The sequence below is a fragment of the Sorangium sp. So ce406 genome (assembly GCF_051474675.1).
Taxonomy (GTDB): domain Bacteria; phylum Myxococcota_A; class Polyangia; order Polyangiales; family Polyangiaceae; genus Sorangium; species Sorangium cellulosum_G.
Genome location: NZ_CP150340.1, coordinates 3,020,124 through 3,040,692, shown reverse-complemented (window position 1 = coordinate 3,040,692; position 20,569 = coordinate 3,020,124). Strand labels below are relative to the sequence as shown.

At 71.2% G+C, this 20,569-nt stretch carries 19 protein-coding genes and 1 pseudogene; 13 read left to right on the top strand and 7 right to left on the bottom strand.

The window, feature by feature from the left end; translation table 11 throughout:
* Positions 1-131: 131 nt before the first annotated feature.
* Both WME96_RS11475 and WME96_RS11470 read right to left on the bottom strand, forming a co-directional pair.
* Positions 132-440 (bottom strand): annotated as a pseudogene (locus WME96_RS11475) (hypothetical protein); the annotation flags it as partial.
* 18 nt (positions 441-458) lie between these two features.
* Entirely contained in the window at positions 459-1,007 is a 549-nt protein-coding gene (locus WME96_RS11470) for a TetR/AcrR family transcriptional regulator (protein WP_437290189.1), read from the bottom strand.
* Between the two features lie 296 nt (positions 1,008-1,303).
* On the opposite strand from WME96_RS11470, the gene WME96_RS11465 reads away from it, so the two are divergent.
* The 3 genes from WME96_RS11465 to WME96_RS11455 all read left to right on the top strand — a co-directional run bounded on the left by WME96_RS11465 (position 1,304) and on the right by WME96_RS11455 (position 3,987).
* Positions 1,304-2,518, top strand: a complete 1,215-nt coding sequence (locus WME96_RS11465; RefSeq protein ID WP_437290188.1) for an NAD-dependent epimerase/dehydratase family protein — start codon at positions 1,304-1,306, stop codon at positions 2,516-2,518.
* 54 nt (positions 2,519-2,572) lie between these two features.
* Positions 2,573-2,794, top strand: coding sequence for a transposase (locus tag WME96_RS11460; protein WP_437290187.1), 222 nt, complete (start codon positions 2,573-2,575; stop codon positions 2,792-2,794).
* Between the two features lie 236 nt (positions 2,795-3,030).
* A complete protein-coding gene (locus tag WME96_RS11455; RefSeq protein WP_437290186.1) occupies positions 3,031-3,987 on the top strand; it encodes a dienelactone hydrolase family protein in 957 nt (318 codons plus the stop codon).
* A gap of 118 nt (positions 3,988-4,105) precedes the next feature.
* Here WME96_RS11455 and WME96_RS11450 read toward each other — a convergent pair whose 3' ends face one another.
* Both WME96_RS11450 and WME96_RS11445 read right to left on the bottom strand, forming a co-directional pair.
* Entirely contained in the window at positions 4,106-5,053 is a 948-nt protein-coding gene (locus tag WME96_RS11450) for a phosphotransferase family protein (RefSeq protein ID WP_437290185.1), read from the bottom strand.
* Between the two features lie 479 nt (positions 5,054-5,532).
* Positions 5,533-6,366 carry a helix-turn-helix transcriptional regulator gene (locus tag WME96_RS11445; protein WP_437290184.1) on the bottom strand — a complete coding sequence of 278 codons (834 nt, stop codon included), beginning with the start codon at positions 6,364-6,366 and terminating at the stop codon, positions 5,533-5,535.
* 121 nt (positions 6,367-6,487) lie between these two features.
* Between WME96_RS11445 and WME96_RS11440 the strand changes: the two genes are divergently transcribed.
* From WME96_RS11440 to WME96_RS11430, 3 genes are all read left to right on the top strand, one after another.
* Positions 6,488-6,772: an SDR family NAD(P)-dependent oxidoreductase gene (locus WME96_RS11440; protein ID WP_437290183.1), complete on the top strand. Its 285-nt coding sequence runs from the start codon at positions 6,488-6,490 to the stop codon at positions 6,770-6,772.
* A 32-nt stretch (positions 6,773-6,804) separates the two neighbouring features.
* A complete protein-coding gene (locus WME96_RS11435) occupies positions 6,805-7,485 on the top strand; it encodes a dienelactone hydrolase family protein (RefSeq protein ID WP_437290182.1) in 681 nt (226 codons plus the stop codon).
* Between the two features lie 62 nt (positions 7,486-7,547).
* Positions 7,548-7,697 carry a hypothetical protein gene (locus WME96_RS11430; RefSeq protein ID WP_437290181.1) on the top strand — a complete coding sequence of 50 codons (150 nt, stop codon included), beginning with the start codon at positions 7,548-7,550 and terminating at the stop codon, positions 7,695-7,697.
* A 25-nt stretch (positions 7,698-7,722) separates the two neighbouring features.
* On the opposite strand, the gene WME96_RS11425 is transcribed toward WME96_RS11430, so the two are convergent.
* On the bottom strand, positions 7,723-8,199 hold the full coding sequence (locus tag WME96_RS11425) for a hypothetical protein (RefSeq protein ID WP_437290180.1): 477 nt from the start codon (positions 8,197-8,199) through the stop codon (positions 7,723-7,725).
* 600 nt (positions 8,200-8,799) lie between these two features.
* Complete coding sequence (locus tag WME96_RS11420) at positions 8,800-9,798, bottom strand: hypothetical protein (RefSeq protein WP_437290179.1); 999 nt, start codon at positions 9,796-9,798, stop codon at positions 8,800-8,802.
* A gap of 962 nt (positions 9,799-10,760) precedes the next feature.
* Between WME96_RS11420 and ssuE the strand changes: the two genes are divergently transcribed.
* The gene (ssuE, locus tag WME96_RS11415; protein WP_437290178.1) at positions 10,761-11,327 is read left to right on the top strand and encodes an NADPH-dependent FMN reductase; all 567 of its coding nucleotides are present in this window, start codon (positions 10,761-10,763) and stop codon (positions 11,325-11,327) included.
* 96 nt (positions 11,328-11,423) lie between these two features.
* Positions 11,424-12,545: a sigma 54-interacting transcriptional regulator gene (locus WME96_RS11410; protein ID WP_437290177.1), complete on the top strand. Its 1,122-nt coding sequence runs from the start codon at positions 11,424-11,426 to the stop codon at positions 12,543-12,545.
* A gap of 127 nt (positions 12,546-12,672) precedes the next feature.
* On the opposite strand, the gene ssuD is transcribed toward WME96_RS11410, so the two are convergent.
* Positions 12,673-13,812, bottom strand: coding sequence for an FMNH2-dependent alkanesulfonate monooxygenase (ssuD, locus tag WME96_RS11405; RefSeq protein WP_437290176.1), 1,140 nt, complete (start codon positions 13,810-13,812; stop codon positions 12,673-12,675).
* 363 nt (positions 13,813-14,175) lie between these two features.
* Here ssuD and WME96_RS11400 point away from each other — a divergent pair, with 363 nt between their 5' ends.
* From WME96_RS11400 to WME96_RS11380, 5 genes are all read left to right on the top strand, one after another.
* A complete protein-coding gene (locus WME96_RS11400) occupies positions 14,176-15,384 on the top strand; it encodes an acyl-CoA dehydrogenase family protein (protein ID WP_437290175.1) in 1,209 nt (402 codons plus the stop codon).
* A 168-nt stretch (positions 15,385-15,552) separates the two neighbouring features.
* On the top strand, positions 15,553-16,734 hold the full coding sequence (locus WME96_RS11395) for an acyl-CoA dehydrogenase family protein (RefSeq protein ID WP_437290174.1): 1,182 nt from the start codon (positions 15,553-15,555) through the stop codon (positions 16,732-16,734).
* A 32-nt stretch (positions 16,735-16,766) separates the two neighbouring features.
* Complete coding sequence (gene sfnG, locus WME96_RS11390) at positions 16,767-17,900, top strand: dimethylsulfone monooxygenase SfnG (RefSeq protein WP_437290173.1); 1,134 nt, start codon at positions 16,767-16,769, stop codon at positions 17,898-17,900.
* Between the two features lie 144 nt (positions 17,901-18,044).
* The gene (locus tag WME96_RS11385) at positions 18,045-19,610 is read left to right on the top strand and encodes an AbgT family transporter (protein ID WP_437290172.1); all 1,566 of its coding nucleotides are present in this window, start codon (positions 18,045-18,047) and stop codon (positions 19,608-19,610) included.
* A gap of 570 nt (positions 19,611-20,180) precedes the next feature.
* Positions 20,181-20,561: a hypothetical protein gene (locus WME96_RS11380; RefSeq protein ID WP_437290171.1), complete on the top strand. Its 381-nt coding sequence runs from the start codon at positions 20,181-20,183 to the stop codon at positions 20,559-20,561.
* Positions 20,562-20,569 lie beyond the last annotated feature (8 nt).

The window sequence follows — 20,569 nt, the reverse complement described above, 5'->3', positions numbered from 1 at the left end:
GCTGAGTGAGGGCGACTCCGGTGTGGCCCAACGGGGCACCCTCCGCCATTGCGCCGCCGGCGCGGCCCTCCGCCACGCGGGTGACCATGCCGGTCGTGTTGTCCTGCGCTCCGGGCCCGACGGCCCGCGCCTCATCGCCCACGGCCGGAGAGGCCCTCGTGCTCCCGGCGCCCACCCTCGTCGCCGTGTGGGGTTGGAGGCGCTGCGCCTCGGGCTCTCCCGGCGGATACTCCACCCTGTCCGAGGCGATGATCAGGAGATCCGCGCCCGACCGCTCGAGGGCCGCGCAGAGCTCGCCCACCTCGTCCGGCAGCGCGGAAGGGCAGGACGTCCTCGATCAGGTTCGCCGCCGTGGCACACATGCGTCGGCCCAGACACGACGGGAAGAAACCGCGTCCTTTACAGCTGAAGGCCACCACCCGACTCTCTTCGCAGCGCTCGCACCGGAGCCGCGCGAGCTAGGCCTTTCCAAAGAGCCCGCGGAAGAGCGCGTCGAGCGCCGCCCGGGTTGTCTGCCGACTTGGCGACGTGCCCGTCGGGCTCGCGACGATCGAGAGCGCGAGCCCTTGGATGACGGCCCAGACGTGCTCCGCAGCCTGGTCGACCGGCACACGCAGCGCATCGCTTTTCGCGCAGCGCTCGATGCGGTGCCGCATCAGCGCGTACGCCTGCGAGAACATCGAAGGGAGCTCGACCGCACGCGCCATGACGGCCGCCGTAACTGCTGGATGCGCAACGGCAAATTCGAGCACCTGCTCGCAGCTCGCGCGGAGGTCCGCGACGGCATCGGACGTCTGCGCGAGCGCACGCTTCTTCGCCATGAACTTCTCGAGCGCGACGGCATGGACCGCCGACAGGAGCCCGTCACGGTTGCCGAAGTGATGGTAGAGGGTCGGCATCGTGACGCCCGCTTCCTCGCAGACCCGCCGTGTCGTGAGCGCGGACGCTCCCTCCTCTTCGAGCACGCGGTACGCGACGTCCAGCAGCGTATTCTTCACATCGGCCATCGATGGAGGGTAGCACAGCTACCCTAGCGCCCCATCGGCTTTCAGCTCCGACATAGCGCCGTCGCGTCCGAGCAGGCGATCGTGGATCGGATGTCCGGTCTTATCGCATGGTCGGGCAAGGGCGCCGCACGACGGGCGTGCCCTCCATTCCGTCCGCGTGGGAGACGTCCACTCGACAGCCTCTTCGCGGCGCTCCCGTGGCGCCCTCAGCAAATAGTATAGCGACGCTATAGACACCGCGTATAGCTTTGATATAGTAACTCTCGCCGGCCGACACCGGCAGGAAGAGTGCAGAAATGGCCGAACTCATTTTCGTCACTGGAGGTAGCGGCTTCGTAGGCGCCGCCATCATTCGGGCAATGGTCTCCGCGGGGCACCGCGTGCGTGCGCTCGCGCGCAGCGAGGAGAGCGCCCGAACCGTTTCATCCCTCGGCGCCGAGCCGGTCCGGGGCGATCTCGACGACGAGCGGTCGCTCGCGGCGGGGATGCGCGGTTCGACCGTCGTCGTGCACGCCGCCGCATCGCTGACCAGCGGCGTACGCTATCGCGACCACGAACGGACGAACGTGGAAGGCACGCGAAGGGTACTGACCTGCGCGCGCCAGGCCAAGGCTCGGCGGTTCATCTACGTCAGCGCGGCGTCCATCGTCATCGAGCCGGGCCGCCCTACCCACGGCGACGAGACGCTCCCCGTCGTGCATCACCGGTCGATGCCGTACAGCGCGACCAAGGGCCTCGCGGAAAGAATCGTGCTGGAGGCGAACGGCAGCGAAATGTCGACCATCGCCGTCCGCCCTCCGTTCATCTGGGGCGAGGGCGCACCGTCGATCGGGCACATTGCCCACGCGTTCCACGAAGGACGCTTCATGTGGATCGGTGGCGGCGAGTATGCCTACAGCGTTTGCCACGTCGACAACCTCGCAAGCGCCGTCGCCCGCGCCGTGGACCATGGCCTGGGCGGAAAGGCCTACTTCGTGACCGACGACGACGTGACGAGCATGCGTCAGTTCTTCACGGACGTGATCGAGGCGACGGGCCAGCCGGCCAAAGCGCGGGCCGTCCCGTACTGGTTCGGAGCCCTGCTGGCGCGGATGATGAGCCTCGTCTTCGCGCTGTTCAGACCCGGCAAGCAACCGCCTCTCAGCCTCGAGACCGTTCGGCTGATCGGCAAGCGCCTCGAGCTCTCGAACGCGCTCGCGAAGCGCGAGCTGGGCTACGTGCCCCAGGTTTCGCGCGAGGTCGGCGTCTCGCGATTGCGAGCAACGGCGTCGAACAAGCTCGTCCGACACGGCTCGACGCACGCATCCGTTGCTGCGCAAACGCTGGTCATCCTCGCGCTCGCGGCGACCGCTCTGATGACGACGGTCCGTGCTTTCGCCGCACCGCCGACCGAACCCACGGGAATGTGGCAGCTCTATGACGATTTCGCTGACGATTCGGCACCTCCACGAGCGCGCGGCGACGTACCACCCGCGGGCCCCCCGCGTCAGAGAAGTTGTCGCCCCCTCTGATCCGCTTACTCAGGATCAGGTCACCGGTTTCGGGGAGCGGAGACAGGCTTTGAGGTGAGAGAGTACTCAGAATCCTTCAAAAGAAAAATCGTCCAACGGCTCCTCGCCCCAGGAGGACCGACGGCGGTGGCGCTGTCCGCGGAGACGGGGGTGCATCAGACGACGCTCTCGCGCTGGCTTCGCGATGCGCGTAGCCTCGCGCCCATGTCGGACGACGCTCGTCGCTCCGCCCCTTGGGGCGAGCTGCGCCTGCCTCCCGCCGGCGGCGCCGCCTGATGTCACGACGCGGTCGCTACAAACCGACGCGCTCAAGTTTGCACGGCTCACCCCACCCTCGACCGACACCCCAGCATGACGCGCGGGCGGTTCGAGCGCGGCGCGCACCGCCAGGAGACGCGGGCCGGCCGCGTCGCCGTAGCGGTCGACCGGGAGTGTAGGAAGCGCAACGGGGGCCCTCGATGTCGAGCCCTTCGGACTTGTTGCGCCGGCGGAGAGCGTGTTGACTCGCGCGCATGTGCGACAACGATTCCTTCGACGACATGGTCGCGTACCGCCTTCGCCAGGAACGCCTGGCGAGGCGCACCTTCGGCTCGCTCACGCTCGGCGCGGGCCTCGCGACGCTCCTCCCCCTCGGGTGCGCGCCCGCGGAGCCGGCGACGTCGCCCACGCCCGCGGCGCCGGGGAGCGCGGCCGCATCGACGGGCACCGCCGCCAGCGCCGGCGCGACGACGACCGAGTCCGAGGTCAGCATCACGACGCCGGACGGCACCTGCGATGCGTACTTCGTCCACCCTGCGGCCGGCGCGTCTCCCGCGGTGCTCGTGTGGCCGGACATCTTCGGCCTCCGCCCCGCCTTCCGCCAGATGGGGAAGCGGCTCGCCGAGTCGGGCTACGCCGTGCTGGTGGTGAACCCCTTCTACCGCAAGCAGAAGGCGCCGACCGCGCCGCCGCACCCGGATTTCGAGGACAAGGCGACGCGCGAGGCGCTGATGGCGCTGATGCGCTCGCTCTCGGCGGACACCGCGGCGACGGACGCGAAGGCGTTCACGGCGTGGCTCGACCGGCAGCCGTCGGTGGACAAGGCGCGCAAGATCGGGACGACGGGCTACTGCATGGGCGGGCCGCTGGTGATGCGGACGGCGGCGGCGAACCCGGAGCGCGTGGGCGCGGTCGCGAGCTTCCACGGCGGGGGGCTCGTCACGGACGAGCCCGACAGCCCGCACCTCTTGATCCCGAAGATGAAGGCGCGCTTCCTGATCGCGATCGCGGCGAACGACGACGCGAAGCAGCCGGAGGCGAAGGACAAGCTGAAGGAGGCGTTCGCGCAGGCGTCGCTGACCGCGAGCGTGGAGGTGTTCGAGGGGACGAAGCACGGGTGGTGCCCCCCGGACTCGCACGTGTACGACGCGGTGGCGGCGAACAAGGCGTGGAGTGAGATGCTCGCGCTGTTCAAGGCCGCGCTGGGGTAGGCGACGAGGAGAGAGCCCGCGGAGCTATTGCGGGGCGACGACGTGTGGCGCGGCTCTCGTGCCGAGACGGCGGAGGCGCATCAGCGTTGCGCCCGGGAGGGCTTGCAGCGGGTCACTGTCACACGAGCAGCGCCTCGAGCTCCGGGAGCCGGCCGAACATGTCCGGGAGGCCACGCACGCCGTTGCGCACGGACTCGTGCGACAGCGCGAGGTCGGGGCCGGTGCTCGTCTCGACACCGGCGAGGCAGCGGAGGATGTTCCACCTCGTGAACCCCAGCCAGCCGCCGATCATGAACACGAACCAGCTTGGACCCGACGGCGGCAGCGCTCCGCCCCCTGCGACGTAGCCGTCGAGGACCGAGCGGAAGATGGTGGGCTCGATGTCGTCGAAGCCAGGCCCCTTCGCGAGGTTCAGCGCGGTCGAGCCGAGCTCACTGGCCAGGTCGAGCATCCCCGAAAGCTCCCAGTCGAGCACCACCGGCCGACCGTCTCGAGCGAGCAGGTTCCACGGTTGGATGTCCTTGTGGGTCAGCACGACGGGGCCTGGCCGTTCGCAGGTGTCGACGAAGAGGGCAATCGCGAGGAACGTCTCGACGTGGGAGGCGAGTTCGTCGGCCCACGGCTGTCCGGTCGCCGCCGCCCGCTCGGCGAGCTCGGGCCAGTCCCGTGACGTCGGGTCCTCGAGCGACACGTGGGTCCACTCGACGTCGAGCGCGTGGATGCGCGCGAGGATCTCACCGATCTCGAACGCGTACGCCGCCGACACCGGTGCTTCGGGCACCTTCTCTCCCTCGACCCACCGGTGGACGAGCGTGTGGTGGCTGGCCGAGATCGGCTCCGGCATCGGGATTCCGGCAGCGAAGGCCGCCCGCTCGAACCTGAACACGTCCTCGACGTGGTACGTCCAGCGGCGGTCGACGAGGTTCAGCTCCTTCACCGCGAACGACCCCTGGTCGGTGTCGAGCCGGTACATCCGGTTGGCGAACCCGCCGTGGACGCGGATCATCGGCCCGATCGGCGCGCCGAGACGCGAAAGGCTGGAGGGCACGTCGTCGTCCGCGGTCACCCCACGCAATCTAGGGCTCGGCGCGCAGGCAAATCAAGCCGGAGCGCAGCGCGAGGAAGTGTATCGCAGCGCTAGCCGCGAGTCGGCACAAGAGCGAGAGCAGATCCATGTCCACCGCGACAGTCCCGTCAGCGAAGGCGCGCTTGAGCGAGAGCCTCACCAGGCCGTCGTGCTGCGGCTCGACGCGCTCCTTTGCGATCGGGGGTCGGCGCGTGCCGCCTCCGTGCCAGCATGCAGGAGCCTCTTCGCCGCTCGTTTTCCCACCGCTCCCCGCGGCGTCCGCAGTTCCGCCATGCGGGCTCGACGTTCGGCCCAAGCTTGCTCACCCCTCCGGTGCCACTGGCAGCCCGAGCAGCCGACCGAGCGCCTCGTGAACGATCCGGGCCGCCACCCTGAGCCGAGCCGTCGCCCTCGGGGAGGCGGAGGCAGCCTGGGTCGTGCACGAGGTAAGACGCCGCTTGACTCGTCGATCCCAAGAGTCAGCGGGCGGCTCGGGCGTACGCCCCCGGCGTCACCCCGGCGATGCGCTTGAAATGCCGGTGGAGCTGGCTCTGGTCGTAGAGCCCCACGCGCGCAGCGACCTCCGCCTGAGGGACTCCCCGGGCGAGCAGCGCCCCTGCGAGGCCGACGCGCCGGTGGGTCACGTACGCGTGCGGGGGAAGCCCTACCTCCTCGCGGAAGGCACGACAGAGGCGGAACTTGTCGAGTCGCGCGTGGGCGGCGAGCTCGTCGAGCGCGATCGATTCGGTGAACCGCGCATCGAGGAGCTCGCGCGCGCGCGTCACCGCGCGAGCCCACGCGCTGCGCGGACGGGGCGGATCTCGGCGCATGGTGGTGAGCTCACACAGGGCGGCGAGCGCCTCGGACGACACACCCGCGAGCTCGAGAGGCGTCGCGTCGCCGCGAAGCAGCGAGCGATGCAGAGCCGCCAACGGTGCAGCGCGCGGGTCGTGCGCGCACAGCGCGTTCTCCGTCGGGGGCGACGCGGGAGAGTCCAGCGTCGCGCGCGCCTCGTCGACCATGCGCGCGTCGAAGATCACGACTTGAAACCGCCGCTGGCCCTGGCGGGCGTGCTCTGCGAAGACCTCTCCGGGGACCTTCACGTCGATCGTGCCCGGGCCGCTCGACCAGCGCGCGCCTCGAAGCGACCACTCGGAGCGGCCACTGAAGTGGAGCGCGGTGGCGTAGCGGTCCGTCACGCAGGTGAACAGGGGCCCGTCGCTCCGGAACTGCCCGACGGTGAGGCCGGGGAGCGCAGCCGGGCGTGAGAATGCGATCCGGCTCCGCCCGCGCTGCGCCGCCGAGAGGTCCACGCCGAGGACGATACAGCGCGGCCCTTCTCGGCGCCAGGGCGTTCTCGGGCTGCTCCCCAAGGACGCGCCTCGAGCCAAGATCGCCCAATCTCCTCTGGACGCTCGGTCGTAGATGGCGGGCATGAACGTCCAGCGAACAGCGCTCGTCACGGGCGCGAACAAGGGGATCGGCCTCGAGACCGCCCGCCAGCTCGGCCGCGCGAGCATGACGGTGCTCGTCGGAGCACGCGACGAGGAGCGCGGCGCGCGAGCCGCTGCGGCGCTGCGCCGAGAAGGCATCCTGAATGGCCACCGCGGCACGCAGACCGTCGAGGAAGGCGCCCGCGCGTCCGTGAGGCTCGCGCTCCTCGACGACGCCGGCCCGACCGGCGGGTTCTTCGACGCGCGCGGCCCCGTGCCCTGGTGAAGAGAAGTGAGTGACGAAAGGAGCAGGACGACATGACGACGATGGTGACGTTTTCGTTGGGGAACGCGGGGCAGATGAAGGGCGCCCTCTCCGAGCCGCCTGGCTCGGGCAAGGTCGGGGGGCTCGTCGTGGTCCACGAGTGGCACGGCCTCAACGAGGTGATGCGAGCGCATTGCCAGCAGTTCGCACAGGCGGGCTTCCTCGCGCTCGCCCCCGACCTCTATCACGGCAAGCTCGCCGAGAACGACGAGGAGGCGGCGAAGCTGATCGGCGCCTTCGACTTCCAGAAGGCCGTAGGTGAGCTCGGCCACGCGGTCGGCTACCTGCGGTCGCATCCCCGGTGCAACGGGAGGGTCGCGGTCGCGGGCTTCTGCTTGGGTGGCGCGCTCACCCTCGCTGCGGCACGTTACCTGCGGCCGGCCCTGGAGGCGGCGGTCCCGTTCTACGGTCTGCCGCGGATCGCACCGGAGGAGTTCGCCGAGGTGAAGACGCCCATCTGCGGGCACTACGCCAGGGTGGACGACTGGGCGAACCCTTCCGTGGCCGAAGCGATCCAGAAGGCGGCGCGCTCCGGTGGAGGCGAGATGGATCTCTATGTCTACGACGCCGGCCACGCGTTCATGCGCTCGACCGATTCGTCCAGGTTCGAGCCGAAGAGCGCCGCGCTGGCGTGGCAGCGCACGGTCGAGTTCCTCCACACGCACATTGGCTGACGCGTCAGGCGGTGCCGGGCCAGGGCTGCGCCGGGTCGGAGCGGCCGGCATCGGGAAGAGACGTGCTCCTGGTGGGGCTCCAGGTGACGGACGAGACGTCCTACGCCCGCTACCGCGCCGGCATGCTGCCGATCCTGTTGTCCTGCGGCGGCACCTTCGGCCACGATGTTCCGATCGCGCGACCGACACAGCGGCGCGAGCGGCAGCGCTGACAGGCCCGCTGGATCACGGCTGGCCTCAAGGCGTGTAGACGATGTCGCCGTCATCGAAAAAGCCGCCGGGGATCGAGACGCCGACCGCGCCGTAGTAGTTCACGTCGACGGCGTCGACGCCCGCGCCTGGGCTGCCCAGGTCAGAGAAGGCGAAGCGGTTCGCCGCAGCGAACGTGCCGCCCGAGCTCCAGCACGTGCCATGGCCATCGAAGCTCCAGCTCCCGCCGCTCACGGTATGGGGACGGAAGCGCAGGTAGCGGCAGGTGACGGGGGCTTCGCCGGGATTGTGGATGATGATCGTGAAATGCCCCCTGAGCGAGCCGTCGGCCTGCTGGCTCACCGAGCCCATGAAGCTGGCATAGCCGCGCACGCCCCATCCGGAGAGCGTCGGCAGCGGCCCGGCCGCCGCAGGGGACGTGAACGCTGTAACCGCCAGGCCGGCGGCCATCATGAGCGACAGGACGAGGGAGCGGGTCTTGTGGGTCGTGTTCGTGGGCATCATCGTCTCTCCTTGATCGTTGCAGCAAGTCTCGCGGGCGGCTTCCTTCGTGCGGAGACCAGGCGGACACTGGCATGAGGCGTACCAGGGCCCGCGAGGGGAGCGGGTCGAGCGGGGAGGCTGGTTCAGCCGAGATCCTGGAAGGGGCGCGGCGCGAGGGACGCGGGCTGGAGGGACGCGCCTCCATGTCTGGTGGTGGCTCGCGGCACCACCGAGGGCGCGCGAGCCGTCGTGCCTTGGTGAGAGGGCGTCACAAGCAGCCTTCGCTCTGACAAGCAGCCTTCGCCCTGACAAGCACGCGAGCTTCCCAGGATCGAGGCTCGCCGGTCGGTGGGGTTGGGCCCACCCCCACCCGACCGGCTGCGATCCGTCGTCACGTCTCCCTGAAATCCCCGGCAAAGCACCGGATCGCACCGGTTCGTCCCCGCGGAATCGTCCCGCCAGGCATTGCTGACGCTCGGAACCAGGGCGGCCGCGAAGCGGGTGCCGGGGTGCGGAGCGGGGCGGAGCCCCGAGGAAACAAAGCCAGGGCCGCCCACGCGAAGCCGCCGCGAAGCGGCGCAAAAGTCCGGCCAGACGCGGCCGGACTTCGCGCGGGCGGAGTCAGCCGACAGGGGGCGCGGCGCTGGGCGCGGCGCCGGGAGCCGGCGAGACCGCCATGCCGGCCGGCGCGGCGCCGGGAGCCGGCGGGGCCGCCATCCCCGCCGGCGCGGCGCCGGGAGCCGGCGGCGCGGCCGTACCCGCCGGCGTGACCGGCGCCGGCGTGCCGGGCGACGCCGTCGGCCCAGCCGGCGCCTCGTCGGCCGGCGCCGCCGTGGTATCCGTGGACGACGTCGCTCGGCCTGTGCGCCCCTTGTAGAGCGACGGGGCGATCACGTCGGCGTCCTCCTCGTCCCAGCGCAGGAAGGCGACGGCGCGGCGGATCTGGTCATAAGCATGGACGAGCAGCGCGAAGGCGCGAGCCCGCCTGTCCGCGGCCTCGGTCGGCCCGGGTCCCTTGCCGTGCTCCCGCACGCCGAGGGCGGCGAGCAGCTGCGGTCCGATCTCCCCGGCGCGCTTCACCTCCTCCTCGGTCGCCGCCGTCTTGCCGGCGATCTCGGACCAGCTCGCGCTGAACAGCGCCGAGAGCGCCACGAGGTCGTTGGCGATGTCGATGTGCCCCTGCCCCGCGCGGATGTCCGCAACCGTCGCCGCGTCGAGCAGGCCGCGGCGAGCGAGCGCCTCGGCGTCGCCCAGCAGGTTCTCGCGCAGCGGGGTCGCCTCGGCGAGGAGCGGCTTCAGCGCGTTCTCGGCGCCTCCGCTCGACAGCCAAAGAAGGTGCGCGTACCAGGCGGCGAGCGCGTAGGTCTCGAGCCGGTCCAGCCGCGCGATATCGAACGTCGGCAGGTGCGCCGCGATGTCGCCGCGCAGCGCGCGGAGGCCAGGAAGCACGCCGAGCACCTGGGAGACCACGCGGGGAACGTCGAGGTTCAGGGGGATGAGCCGGTCCGGGCTCAGCGCCTCGATCTCGGGCAGCGCCTTGTCGAACGCCGCCGCCGCCTGAGGCGCGGCCGAGGGCTTCCTGGGAGCGGGCTTTTTCTTGACCGAAGAAGATGTCGCCATGAGGGGATTACCTCTCGCTTGTCCCCATCGCCGAGCCGTGGAGGACAGGAAAGGACACGCCCTCCACCCCCCGCGATGGACGTTGTTGTGAGCGCCCGACGCACGTCGAACGTTCCGGCCAGGCATAACGACCGGTCCGGATGCGTCAACGCGCCTGGCATGATCCTGACGACATGCCACCGGATGTCGCGAACCTGCGCCCGGGCAATTCGGCTGCCCGGTCCGGGCCGTTTCCGGTGCCCCGAGGGCTGCGCGGCAGCCTTCCCCATACCGTTTCCGGTGCCCCGAGGGCTGCGCGGCAGCCTTCCCCATACCGTTTCCGGTGCCCCGAGGGCTGCGCGGCAGCCTTCCCCATACCGTTTCCGGTGCCCCGAGGGCTGCGCCGCTGCCCTGCCCACACCGTTTCCGGTGCCCCGAGGGCTGCGCGGCAGCCTTACCCGGACCGTTTCCGGTACCCCGAGGGCTGCGCCGCAGCCTTACCCGGACCGTTTCCGGTGCCCCGGGGGCTCCGCCGCAGCCTTGCCCGGACCGTTTCCGGTGCCCCGAGAGCTGCGCCCTTTGCAGCGAGCGGCAGGCATGGTTGGCGAGGCTACCTCACTGAGATCGCGGTCCCGTTCTCGCGGAAGGTCACAGGGGAGATTGGTGAGGATGCCTCCAGGATCCGAGGAGAGTGCTCCGATCGCTGACGATTGCATGAAGGAACCGCACGCTCAGGACATCCACTGGACAGGTGGCATGACCGACCCGTACGGAGCAGCGCGAACCAGCGACAGACGAGCTCCCCACGACCGGTCCGCACCATGGAGGGGCATGTGGGCGTAGGCAGCAGGCGCGGCGACGTTCGCTCACGGGACAGCCGCACCTCACGCGGCCCGGCGCCGGTCCGCCAGGCCTCGTCTCCCATCACGGACGACTCATCCGTTATGATGGACAAAGCGCGCTGGCCCTGTTATGTCGCGCCCATGTCCAACATCGTCATCATCACAGGAAGCGTCTCCCCGCGATCGAAGACGGCGGCGCTCGCGGCCCGGGTCGCGGCGCGCCTCGGGCGTGAAGGGTTTCGCGTCACCACCGTCCATGTTCGTGACCTTCCCGCCGAGGATCTCCTCTTCGGGAGGGTCGATTCGCCCGCCATCGCGGAGGCGACGCGGGTGATCGCCGAGGCGGCCGGGGTCGTCATCGCGACGCCCATCTACAAGGCCGCGTACACGGGCGTGCTCAAGGCGCTGCTCGACCTCCTGCCGCAGTTCGGGCTCGCAGGGAAGGCCGTGCTGCCGCTCGCGACGGGCGGGACGATCGCGCACGTGCTCTCCATCGACTACGGGCTGCGGCCGGTGCTCCAGTCGCTCGGCGCGCGGCACGTGCTCGCAGGGCTGTTCCTCCTCGACAAGGCGCTGCGCCTCGGCGAGGACGGGCTGCTCGAGATCGATGACGAGCTCGGGAACAAGCTCGAAGAGGTCGTGAGGCCCTTCATCGACAGTGTCATCCGCGAAGGCCTCGCGCTCCCGGCGCGCGAGGTCGCCGCCTGAGGTCCGGCCGGGGAGGAGGGCGGCGCCCTTCGCTTCTTTGCACGTGCATTGCAGTACTCGCGCCAGGCAACTCGCTGGCGCGCCGAGGTGAAACCCATGCGCTTGCTCACCCTCCCCGCCCCGGAATTGACGATGCCCCCGACCGAGCGCGCCAGGGCGCTCGTCTTCGAGGACCCCAGGTCGCACCAGCTCCTCCAGCGCGTGAAGCAGGCCGCGGCGAGCGACGCGGCCGCGCTCCTCAGCGGCGAGACAGGGACCGGCAAGGAGATCCTCGCGCGGCACCTGCACGAGCTCGGCGGGCGCCGCGGGCGGCCGTTCATCGCCGTGAGCTGCGGGGTGCTGTCGCCCTCGCTCGCGGAGAGCGAGCTCTTCGGCCACGAGCAGGGCGCCGGCGCGCGGAAGCGCGGCCTGATCGACGCGGCCCAGGGCGGCACGCTCTACCTCGATGAGGTCGGAGACCTCCCGCCCGGCGCGCAGGCCCGGCTGCTGCGCGCGCTCCAGGAGCGCGACGTGATCCGGGCCGGCGCGCGGAGGGCGGCGGTCGACGCGCGCGTCATCGCCGCGACGAGCGTGCCGCTCGAGAGCGTGGTCGCCGCCGGCGGGTTCCGCGAGGACCTGCTCGCCAGGCTGAACGGCGCGCACATCGCCGTGCCGCCCCTGCGCGAGCGGCCGGGCGATATCCTGCCGCTCGCGCGCTATTTCGCCGGGCTGTACGGGCGGCGGCTCGGGGCCGCGCCGTGCGCGCTCGCGTCATCCGCGGTGGAGCTGCTGCTCGCGCACCCGTGGCCTGGCAACATCCGCGAGCTCGAGCAGGTCATTCACCAGGCGTCGCTCGTCTGCCGCGCCGGCCGCGTGACAAGGGACGATCTGCGGTTCACGAGCCTCCAGCCGAAGGCCCCCGCGCTGCCGGGCGCCCCGAGCACCGTCGACGGGCTCATGGCCACGCTCGAGGCCACCATCGCCGCCCTCTTCGAGAGCGGCTGCCCCAACGCGCACGAGCGCGTCGAGGAGATCGTGATCCGCGCGACGTACCGCCGCTGCGAGCGCAACCTGGGGCACACGGCGATCCGGCTCGGCGTCAGCCGCGAGCTCGTGCGCACGCGCCTCTTGCAGTTCGGCGAGATCGGGACACCGCCAGCCTCGGAGCCCCCAGCCTCGCTCTCGAGGACCGGAGAGGCGCGCGCGGCGGTGAAAGGGCCCCAGACGCTCCAGTCCTGAGGCATTCACTCGAATTATCGGGGGAATTAACAGGGAGGCGGGGTGGCGGGGAGAGAGAGATTCAAATCCTCCCCGCCTCCCTGTTCAATTTCTCTTCTGAAAAGGGCCGGCTCGTCGCTGCTGCGGCTCAGCTCTGCGACCGCTGAGGGAGGATGTCGTTCGCGATCACCTCGCCGAACGGGCCGGTGAGGTTCGGGCGGACGTCAGGCCCCTTCTGGCCGATGGAGAGCCGCGGGAAGAGCAGCTCGGCGACGCGATAGGCCTCCTCGAGGTGCGGATAGCCGGACAGGATGAACGTCTCGATCCCGAGCTCCGTGTACTCTCGCATGCGGCGCGCGACCGTCTCCGGATCCCCGACGAGCGCGGTGCCGGCGCCGCCGCGCACGAGCCCGACGCCGGCCCAGAGGTTGGGGCTTATCTCGAGCGCGTCGCGCCGCCCGTTGTGCAGCGCCGCCATGCGCCGCTGGCCCTCGGAGTCGAAGCGCGAGAAGGCCTGCTGCGCCGCGGCGATGGCGCGGTCGTCGAGGTGGCGAATCAGGTCGTTCGCCGCCGCCCACGCCGCCTCCGCGGTCTCGCGGACGATGACGTGCAGCCGGATCCCGAAGCGCACCTCGCGCCCCTCGGCCGCCGCGCGCCGGCGCACGTCCGCGATCTTCTCGGCCACGGCGGCCGGCGGCTCGCCCCAGGTCAGGTACACGTCGTGGTGGCGCGCCGCCAGCGCGTGCGCCGCGGGCGACGAGCCGCCGATGTAGAGCGGCGGGTGCGGCGCCTGGATGGGCGGATAGAGGAGCTTCGCCCCCTTCACGCGCAGGTGCTTGCCTTCGAAATCGACCGTCTCGCCGGCCATGACGCGGCGCCAGATCGTGAGGAACTCGTCGGTCACCGCGTACCGCTCGTCGTGCCCGAGGAAGACGCCGTCGCCCTCGGACTCCGCGGGGTCGCCGCCGGTCACCACGTTGAGGAGCAGCCGGCCGCCCGACAGGCGGTCGACCGTCGACGCCATGCGGGCTGCCCACGTGGGCGAGACGATGCCCGGCCGCAGCGCGACGAGGAACCGGAGCCGCTGCGTGAGCGGGATCATGGCCGACGCGACCGCCCAGGCGTCCTCGCACGACCTCCCCGTGGGGAGCAGCACGCCGTGATAGCCGAGGTCGTCGGCGGCCTGCGCGATCTGGCGAAGGTACGAGAGCGAGACGGGGCGCGCCCCCTCGGCCGTGCCGAGATAACGGCCGTCGCCGTGCGTCGGGAGAAACCAGAAGACGTTCATTGAAAGATGGGCTCCTCGCCCGTGCATCGCCGGGCCGGAGGCCCGTAAGCACGCCCCGCGCCGAGGTCGCGAATCGAGGAATTCGCGCGCGAGCGCAGGCCGCCGCGACAAGGATCCCCCCGCGCGCCATGCCGCCGTTGCTGCTCCAGCAACACCTCACGCGCAGGCGTTGCTGCTGGAGCAGCAGCCGCCGGACGAGCCCCCTCGCTCCGCTCAGCGAATGTGCGCGGGCAAGGCGATGGGATGGCCATGGCACGAGTCGTGCCCAACCGCGCGGTCCAACGACACGTGCTGACGACACGTGCCAAGGACGTGCCACGGACGCGCGGCGTCGCGACATGGCCCGTCGATCGAGGCCGAGGCATGCAGGGCGAAGCCGCTCACGTAAGCAATGGACAGGCGCACCCGGCGCCGAGCAACGCGCTGGAGATCGCCGACGAGCTCTCACACGCTTTCGCCGCGACCGCCGTGGAGCGCGACAGGCGGGGCGGCACGCCGAAGGAGGAGCGCGATCGGCTGCGGCGGAGCGGGCTCCTTTCACTCTCCGTGCCGGCGGACCTGGGCGGCTGGGGAGCGCCCTGGCCCGTCGTGCTCGAGGCGGTCCGGCGCATCGCGCGCGCCGACAGCGCCATCGCCCACGTGTTCGGCTTTCACCACCTGATGCTCGCGACGCTGCGGCTGTTCGGGAGCGCGGGCCAGGCGAGCCGCCTTCAGGCGGACACCGTCGCGAAGCGCTGGTTCTGGGGGAACGCGCTGAACCCGCTCGACACGCGCGCGCGCCTCGTGCGCCGCGGCGACGCCCTCGTCGTGCGCGGCGCGAAGAGCTTCTGCTCCGGGGCGAGCGACTCGGACATGCTCATCGTGTCGGCGATCGATGACGCGACGTCCAGGCTCGTGGTCGCCGCCGTCCCGACCGGGCGGCCAGGGATCCGGGTGCTCGGCGACTGGGACAACATGGGGCAGCGGCAGACCGACAGCGGCACCGTCGAGCTCGACGACGTCGAGGTGCGGGCCGACGAGCTCCTCACGACGCCGGGGCCGCTCGGCTCGACGTTCGCCTCGCTGCGCCCGTGCCTCGCCCAGCTCGTGCTCGTGAACGTGTACCTCGGCATCGCCGAAGGGGCCCTCGAGGAGGCGCGACGGTACACGCGCGCGCGGCGGCGGCCCTGGATCGCGGCCAGGGGGACGCCCGCGACCGAGGATCCCTATGTCCTCCTCCGGTACGGCGACATGTGGCTCGGCCTCGAGGCCGCGCGGCTGCTCGCCGATCGCGCCGGGGCGGCGTTCCAGGCGGCCTGGGAGGAGGGCGACCGGCTGAGCCCCGAGCAGCGCGGCGCGTGCGCGATCGCGATCGCCGCGGCGAAGGTGGCGACGTCGCGCGCGGGGCTGGAGATCACGAATGGCATGTTCGAGGTCATGGGGGCGAGCGCGACGACCGCAGACGCCGGGATGGACCGGTTCTGGCGGAACCTGCGCACGCACACGCTCCACGACCCCGTCGATTACAAATCGCGCGAGCTCGGCGCCTACGCGCTGAACGGCGCGATCCCGGAGCCGAGCTTCTACTCCTGAGGAGGGCGCGGGACCGCGCCCCGGACAGGGCGGCGCGCGGGACCTTCCGGAGAGCGACGCGGGCAGGCGGCGCGCATGCGCCGCGGGGACCCGGCCAGGCGGCGAGATCGCCTGACCGGAGCGAGGCAAGAGCGAACGGCGCGGGTGCGCCGACACGAGGAGATGGAGATGGCCAGACGAGATGAAGCTGCGATCCGCGAGAGCGTGAAGGCGATCGTCGCCGCCGCGATCGCGCCGAACGCCGATCGGGTCGACCGCGAGGGGGTCTTCCCGCGCGAGAACCTCGAGGCGCTCGCGCGCGAGGGGTGGAATGGAGTGCTCCTGCCCGAGGAGCTCGGCGGGCTCGGGCTGGGCCACGGGGCGTTCGCCATAGCGGCCGAGGAGATCGGGCGCGCGTGCGCGTCGACCGCGCTCGTCTATGTCATGCACACAGGGGCGGCGCAGACGATCGCGCTGTACGGCAACGACGACCAGAAGGAGCGGTGGCTCAGGCCCGCGCGGCGCGGGCTCGTCGGCACCTACTCGACGAGCGAGAAGGCGTCGGGCGGCCACTGGTGGTTCAACTTCAGCGAGGCGAAGCGCGACGGGGACGATTACCTGATCTCCGCCGACAAATCGTTCACGACCAGCGCCGGGAAGGCCGACTACTACGTCCTCCAGACGCGCACGCCGGGCGCGAAGGGGCCGACCGACATCACCTTCTTCATCGTCGACGGGACGCGGCCCGGCATCGAGGCGGGCCGCTGGGACGCCCTCGGGGTGCACGGCAACCACAGCGGGCCGATCCGCTACACGAACGTGCCCGTGCCTCGCCGCGACCGGCTCGGCGCGGAGGGCCAGGGCAAGGACATCATCTATCACGGCGTCTCGCCGGTGTACCTCATCGGGCTCGGCGCCGCGTGGCACGGGGTCGCGCGGGGCGCGCTCGCGTCCGTGACCGAGTACGCGCTCGGCACCGTGCACCGCGACTTCGATCGCCGCCTCGCCGACTACCAGGTCCTGCGCCAGCAGCTCGGGGAGGCCAAGGTCCTCGTCGAGAGCCTGCGCCCCTGGCAGGCGGCGCTCGCCGAGCAGCTCGACGCGCTCCAGGCCGCGGGCAAGCCCCAGGGCGAGCTGCTCATGCCGCTCACCGAGTTCAAGGTCCACGCCGCGGAGGTGGCCAACAAGGTGGCGCGCCTCGCGCTCGACGTGAGCGGCGGCTACGGCTACCGCCGCGGTCCGCTCGAGCGCGCCTTCCGCGACGCGCGCGCGGCGATCGGCATGGGGCCGTCCAACAACATCGCGCGCGAGTGGATCGGTAAATCGCTCGTCGGATTGCCGCTCGAGCTCTTCGAGGCCGGCGGAGAGTGAGCCCGCGCGGGCACGGATGGAGGAACCAGATCATGAGCAACAACGAAAGCATCACGCCGCCCACGTCGATCGCGCCCGCCGGGCGCGCCCCGGTGAAGTTCGCGTACTGGGTGCCGAACGTCAGCGGCGGCCTCGTGGTGAGCAAGATCGAGCAGCGGACGCACTGGGGTATCGACTACAACCGGAAGCTCGCGCGGCTCGCGGAGGACAGCGGCTTCGAGTACGCGCTCAGCCAGGTCCGCTACATGGCGAGCTACGGCGCCGAGTACCAGCACGAGTCGACGTCGTTCAGCCTCGCGCTGCTGCTCGCGACCGAGCGGCTCCGGGTGATCGCGGCCGTCCACCCGGGGCTGTGGCACCCCGGGGTGCTCGCGAAGCTCGGCGCGACGGCCGATGACCTGTCCGGCGGGCGGTTCGCGGTCAACGTCGTGAGCGGCTGGTTCAAGGGGGAGTTCACGGCGCTCGGCGAGCCGTGGCTCGAGCACGACGAGCGATACCGTCGCTCCGAGGAGTTCATCCGGGCGCTCCGGGGCATCTGGACCGAGGACCACTTCTCGCTGCGGGGCGACTTCTACCGGATCAACGACTTCACGCTGAAGCCGAAGCCGGCGCAGAAGCCGCACCCCGAGATCTTCCAGGGAGGCAACTCCAGGGCGGCGCGGGAGATGGCCGCGCGCGTGTCGGACTGGTACTTCATGAACGGCAACTCCATCGAGGGCGTCCGCGCCCAGGTGACCGAGATCAGCGAGCTCGCCGCGCGCGCGGGGCGCCGCGTGAAGTTCGGCCTGAACGCGTTCGTCATCGCCCGCGACACCGAGGAGGAGGCGCGGCAGGTCCTGCGCGACATCATCGCGCACGCGGACGTGGAAGCGGTGAACGGCTTCGGCGACGCCGTGCGGCAGGCCGGCCGGGCGTCGCCCGAGCGCGAGGGCATGTGGGCCAACTCCAACTTCGAGGACCTCGTGCAGTACAACGACGGGTTCCGCACGGGCCTCATCGGAACGCCCGAGCAGATCGCGCGGCGGATCGTCGCCTATCAGGCGGCCGGGGTCGATCTCGTGCTGACCGGGTTCCTGCATTACCTCGAGGAGGTGGATCACTTCGGGAAGAAGGTCCTCCCGATCGTCCGCGAGCTCGAGGCCGACGAGGCCCGCAAGGCGGCCTGAGGACGTCCGGCGCCCGCGCGTGCGCCGGAGCCACGCGCGGCGCTCGGCCACCATCGACCCTTCACACCAACCCCACCCTCGGAATCGCGCGCGTGAAGCCGCCTTGCGGCGCCGTTCCGCGCGCGTTCGGCCTACGATAACCCCATGTCCAGCAATCAACCCGAGCTCCCCTCGCCCGCGCCCGGAGCGCGGCGTGGCCGGGCGAGCCGCGCCCTCGACGCGCTCGAGCGGGCCGGCAACAGGCTCCCCGATCCGGCCGTGCTCTTCGTCGTGCTCGCCGCCGCGGTCATGGTCCTGTCCGCGGCCCTCGCGCCGCTCCAGTTCAGCGAGATCGACCCGCGGACGAAGCAGCCGCTCCAGGTCCAGAGCCAGCTCTCGGGCAAGGCGCTCACCGAGTTCCTCTCGAGCATGGTCCCGACCTTCACGGGCTTCCACCCGCTCGGCGTGGTGCTCGTGGCCTTGCTCGGGGTCGGGATCGCCGAGCACTCCGGGTTCATCAACGCCGGCCTGAAGAAGCTCCTCGCGATCACGCCGAGAGCGCTGCTCACGCCCATGCTGATCCTCGTCGCCATCGTCAGCCACACGGCGGCCGACGCGGGCTACGTGCTCGTCATCCCGCTCGGCGCGGTCATCTTCCAGGCCGCGGGCCGCCACCCGCTCGCCGGCATCGCCGCGGCGTTCGCCGGCGTCGCGGGCGGCTTCAGCGCCAACTTCATCCCCTCCAGCCTCGACCCGCTGCTGCAGGGCCTGACGCAGGCCGGCGCCGGCATCCTCGACCCGAAGCGCACCGTCAACCCGCTCTGCAACTGGTTCTTCTGCAGCGCCTCGTCGCTGCTGATCATCGGCCTCGGCTGGTACATCACCGACCGGGTGATCGAGCCGCGCGTCGCCCGGATGCCCGTCGACGCGGCCCCCGAGCAGGACCGGCGCATGGCGGACCTCACGCCGCGCGAGGCGCGCGCGCTCTGGGCAGGCCTCGGAGCGATGGCGCTCTGCGTGGCCCTGCTCGTCGCCGCGTGCGCGCCGCCATCGTCGCCGCTGCGCGCGCCCACCGGCCAGCTCACGGTCAGCGCCGCGCCCCTCATGAACGCGATCGTGCCGCTCATCTTCCTCTTCTTCCTCGTCCCGGGGCTCGTCTACGGCTATGCGGCCGGCACCTTCACGAGCCACCGCGACGTGATCGGCGGGATGAGCAAGACGATGAGCACGATGGCCTATTACCTGGTGATGGCCTTCTTCGCCGCGCAGTTCATCTACCTGTTCAACAAGTCGAACCTCGGCGCGCTCCTGGCGCTCAAGGGCGCCGCGGGGCTGCAGGCGCTGGCGCTGCCGAGCACGGTGACCATCGTGGGCATCATCATCCTCACCGCGACGGTGAACCTGCTCATCGGCTCCGCGTCCGCGAAATGGGCGCTGCTCGCCCCGATCTTCGTGCCCATGCTCATGTCGCTCGGCATCTCGCCGGAGCTCACCCAGGCGGCTTACCGCGTCGGCGACTCGACAACGAACATCATCACACCGCTCATGGTGTACTTCCCCCTCGTGGTGGTCTTCTGCCAGAAGTACGTGAAGAGCACCGGTATCGGCACGCTCATGGCGCTGATGATCCCCTACTCCATCACATTCCTCGTCGCGTGGAGCCTCTTTCTGCTCGCCTACTGGCAGCTCGGCCTCCCGCTCGGGCTCGACGCGCCTTACGTCTACCCGTGACAGGATCGCGGCGCGCGATTTGCTTGGCGCGCCCCGTCTTCGCGGCCCGCGCCGGTCACGGGCCCGCGCACCCGCGCCCCCGCCCGCTGAGCGCTGCCCCTCTCGGCGCAGCGCCGTCCGGTGCGCAGGACGGGCGCACGGTTTGCGCGCCCGTCGCAGACCATGCGCCGGTCGCGACGGGCTCTATCCGGTGGCCCTCCCCACGGGTCCACGGCACCGGAGATGCTACAGGTGGCCATGACCTGTGCGCGGGACCACCGGGACCGTGAGCGCAAGCGCCGAGTTCGCCGCGATGACACGGAGTTTTCATCGGGGCGCACCGATTGCGTGTCCGGCGCGAGCGCTGCGCGAGCGATGCTGCCGCGGCCTTCGGAATGACGTCCAGGCGCCGGATCGAGCGATGGCGCGAGGCGTGCAAGCCAGCTGGAGTGTGGGGTCGGACGGCGAACCCAGAAAGGGGCTTGTATGAGCTCAACACATCTCGGGGTGTCAGGGAGCTGTAGCGGCGCGTCGTCGGGGCCGCTCACGGCACGCGACGGCGCGCCGGTCGTTCGTGGCACAGCGGCAGCGGTGCCTTCCGAGAAGGCGGCCGAGCCGCCACCCGCCGTGGCGAGCGCGCTGGCCCGCGCCGCGGAGGACGGGCGCGGCGAGCGCGGCGAGTCGTGGGGGCTCTGCAGCGCGCTGCTCGCGGTGGCCATCGGCTGGATCGCCTGGTCGCAGCCGGCGCCGAGCGCCCGCACCGTGCTGTTCGTCGCGCTCTGTCTGATCCTCGTGTCGATCGAGTACCGCCGCGCCGGCGCGCGCTTCCGGAGCGCGATCGCCGCGGCCGGGATGGCGCACGGCCTGAGCGCCGGCGAGGCCGCGCGGGAGGCGTGGCGCCACGACGCGGCCTTCCGCGAGGCCCGCGCCGCAGGGGAGAGCACGGCGGACGTCGACGCCAAGCGCGGCTGAGCGATCCC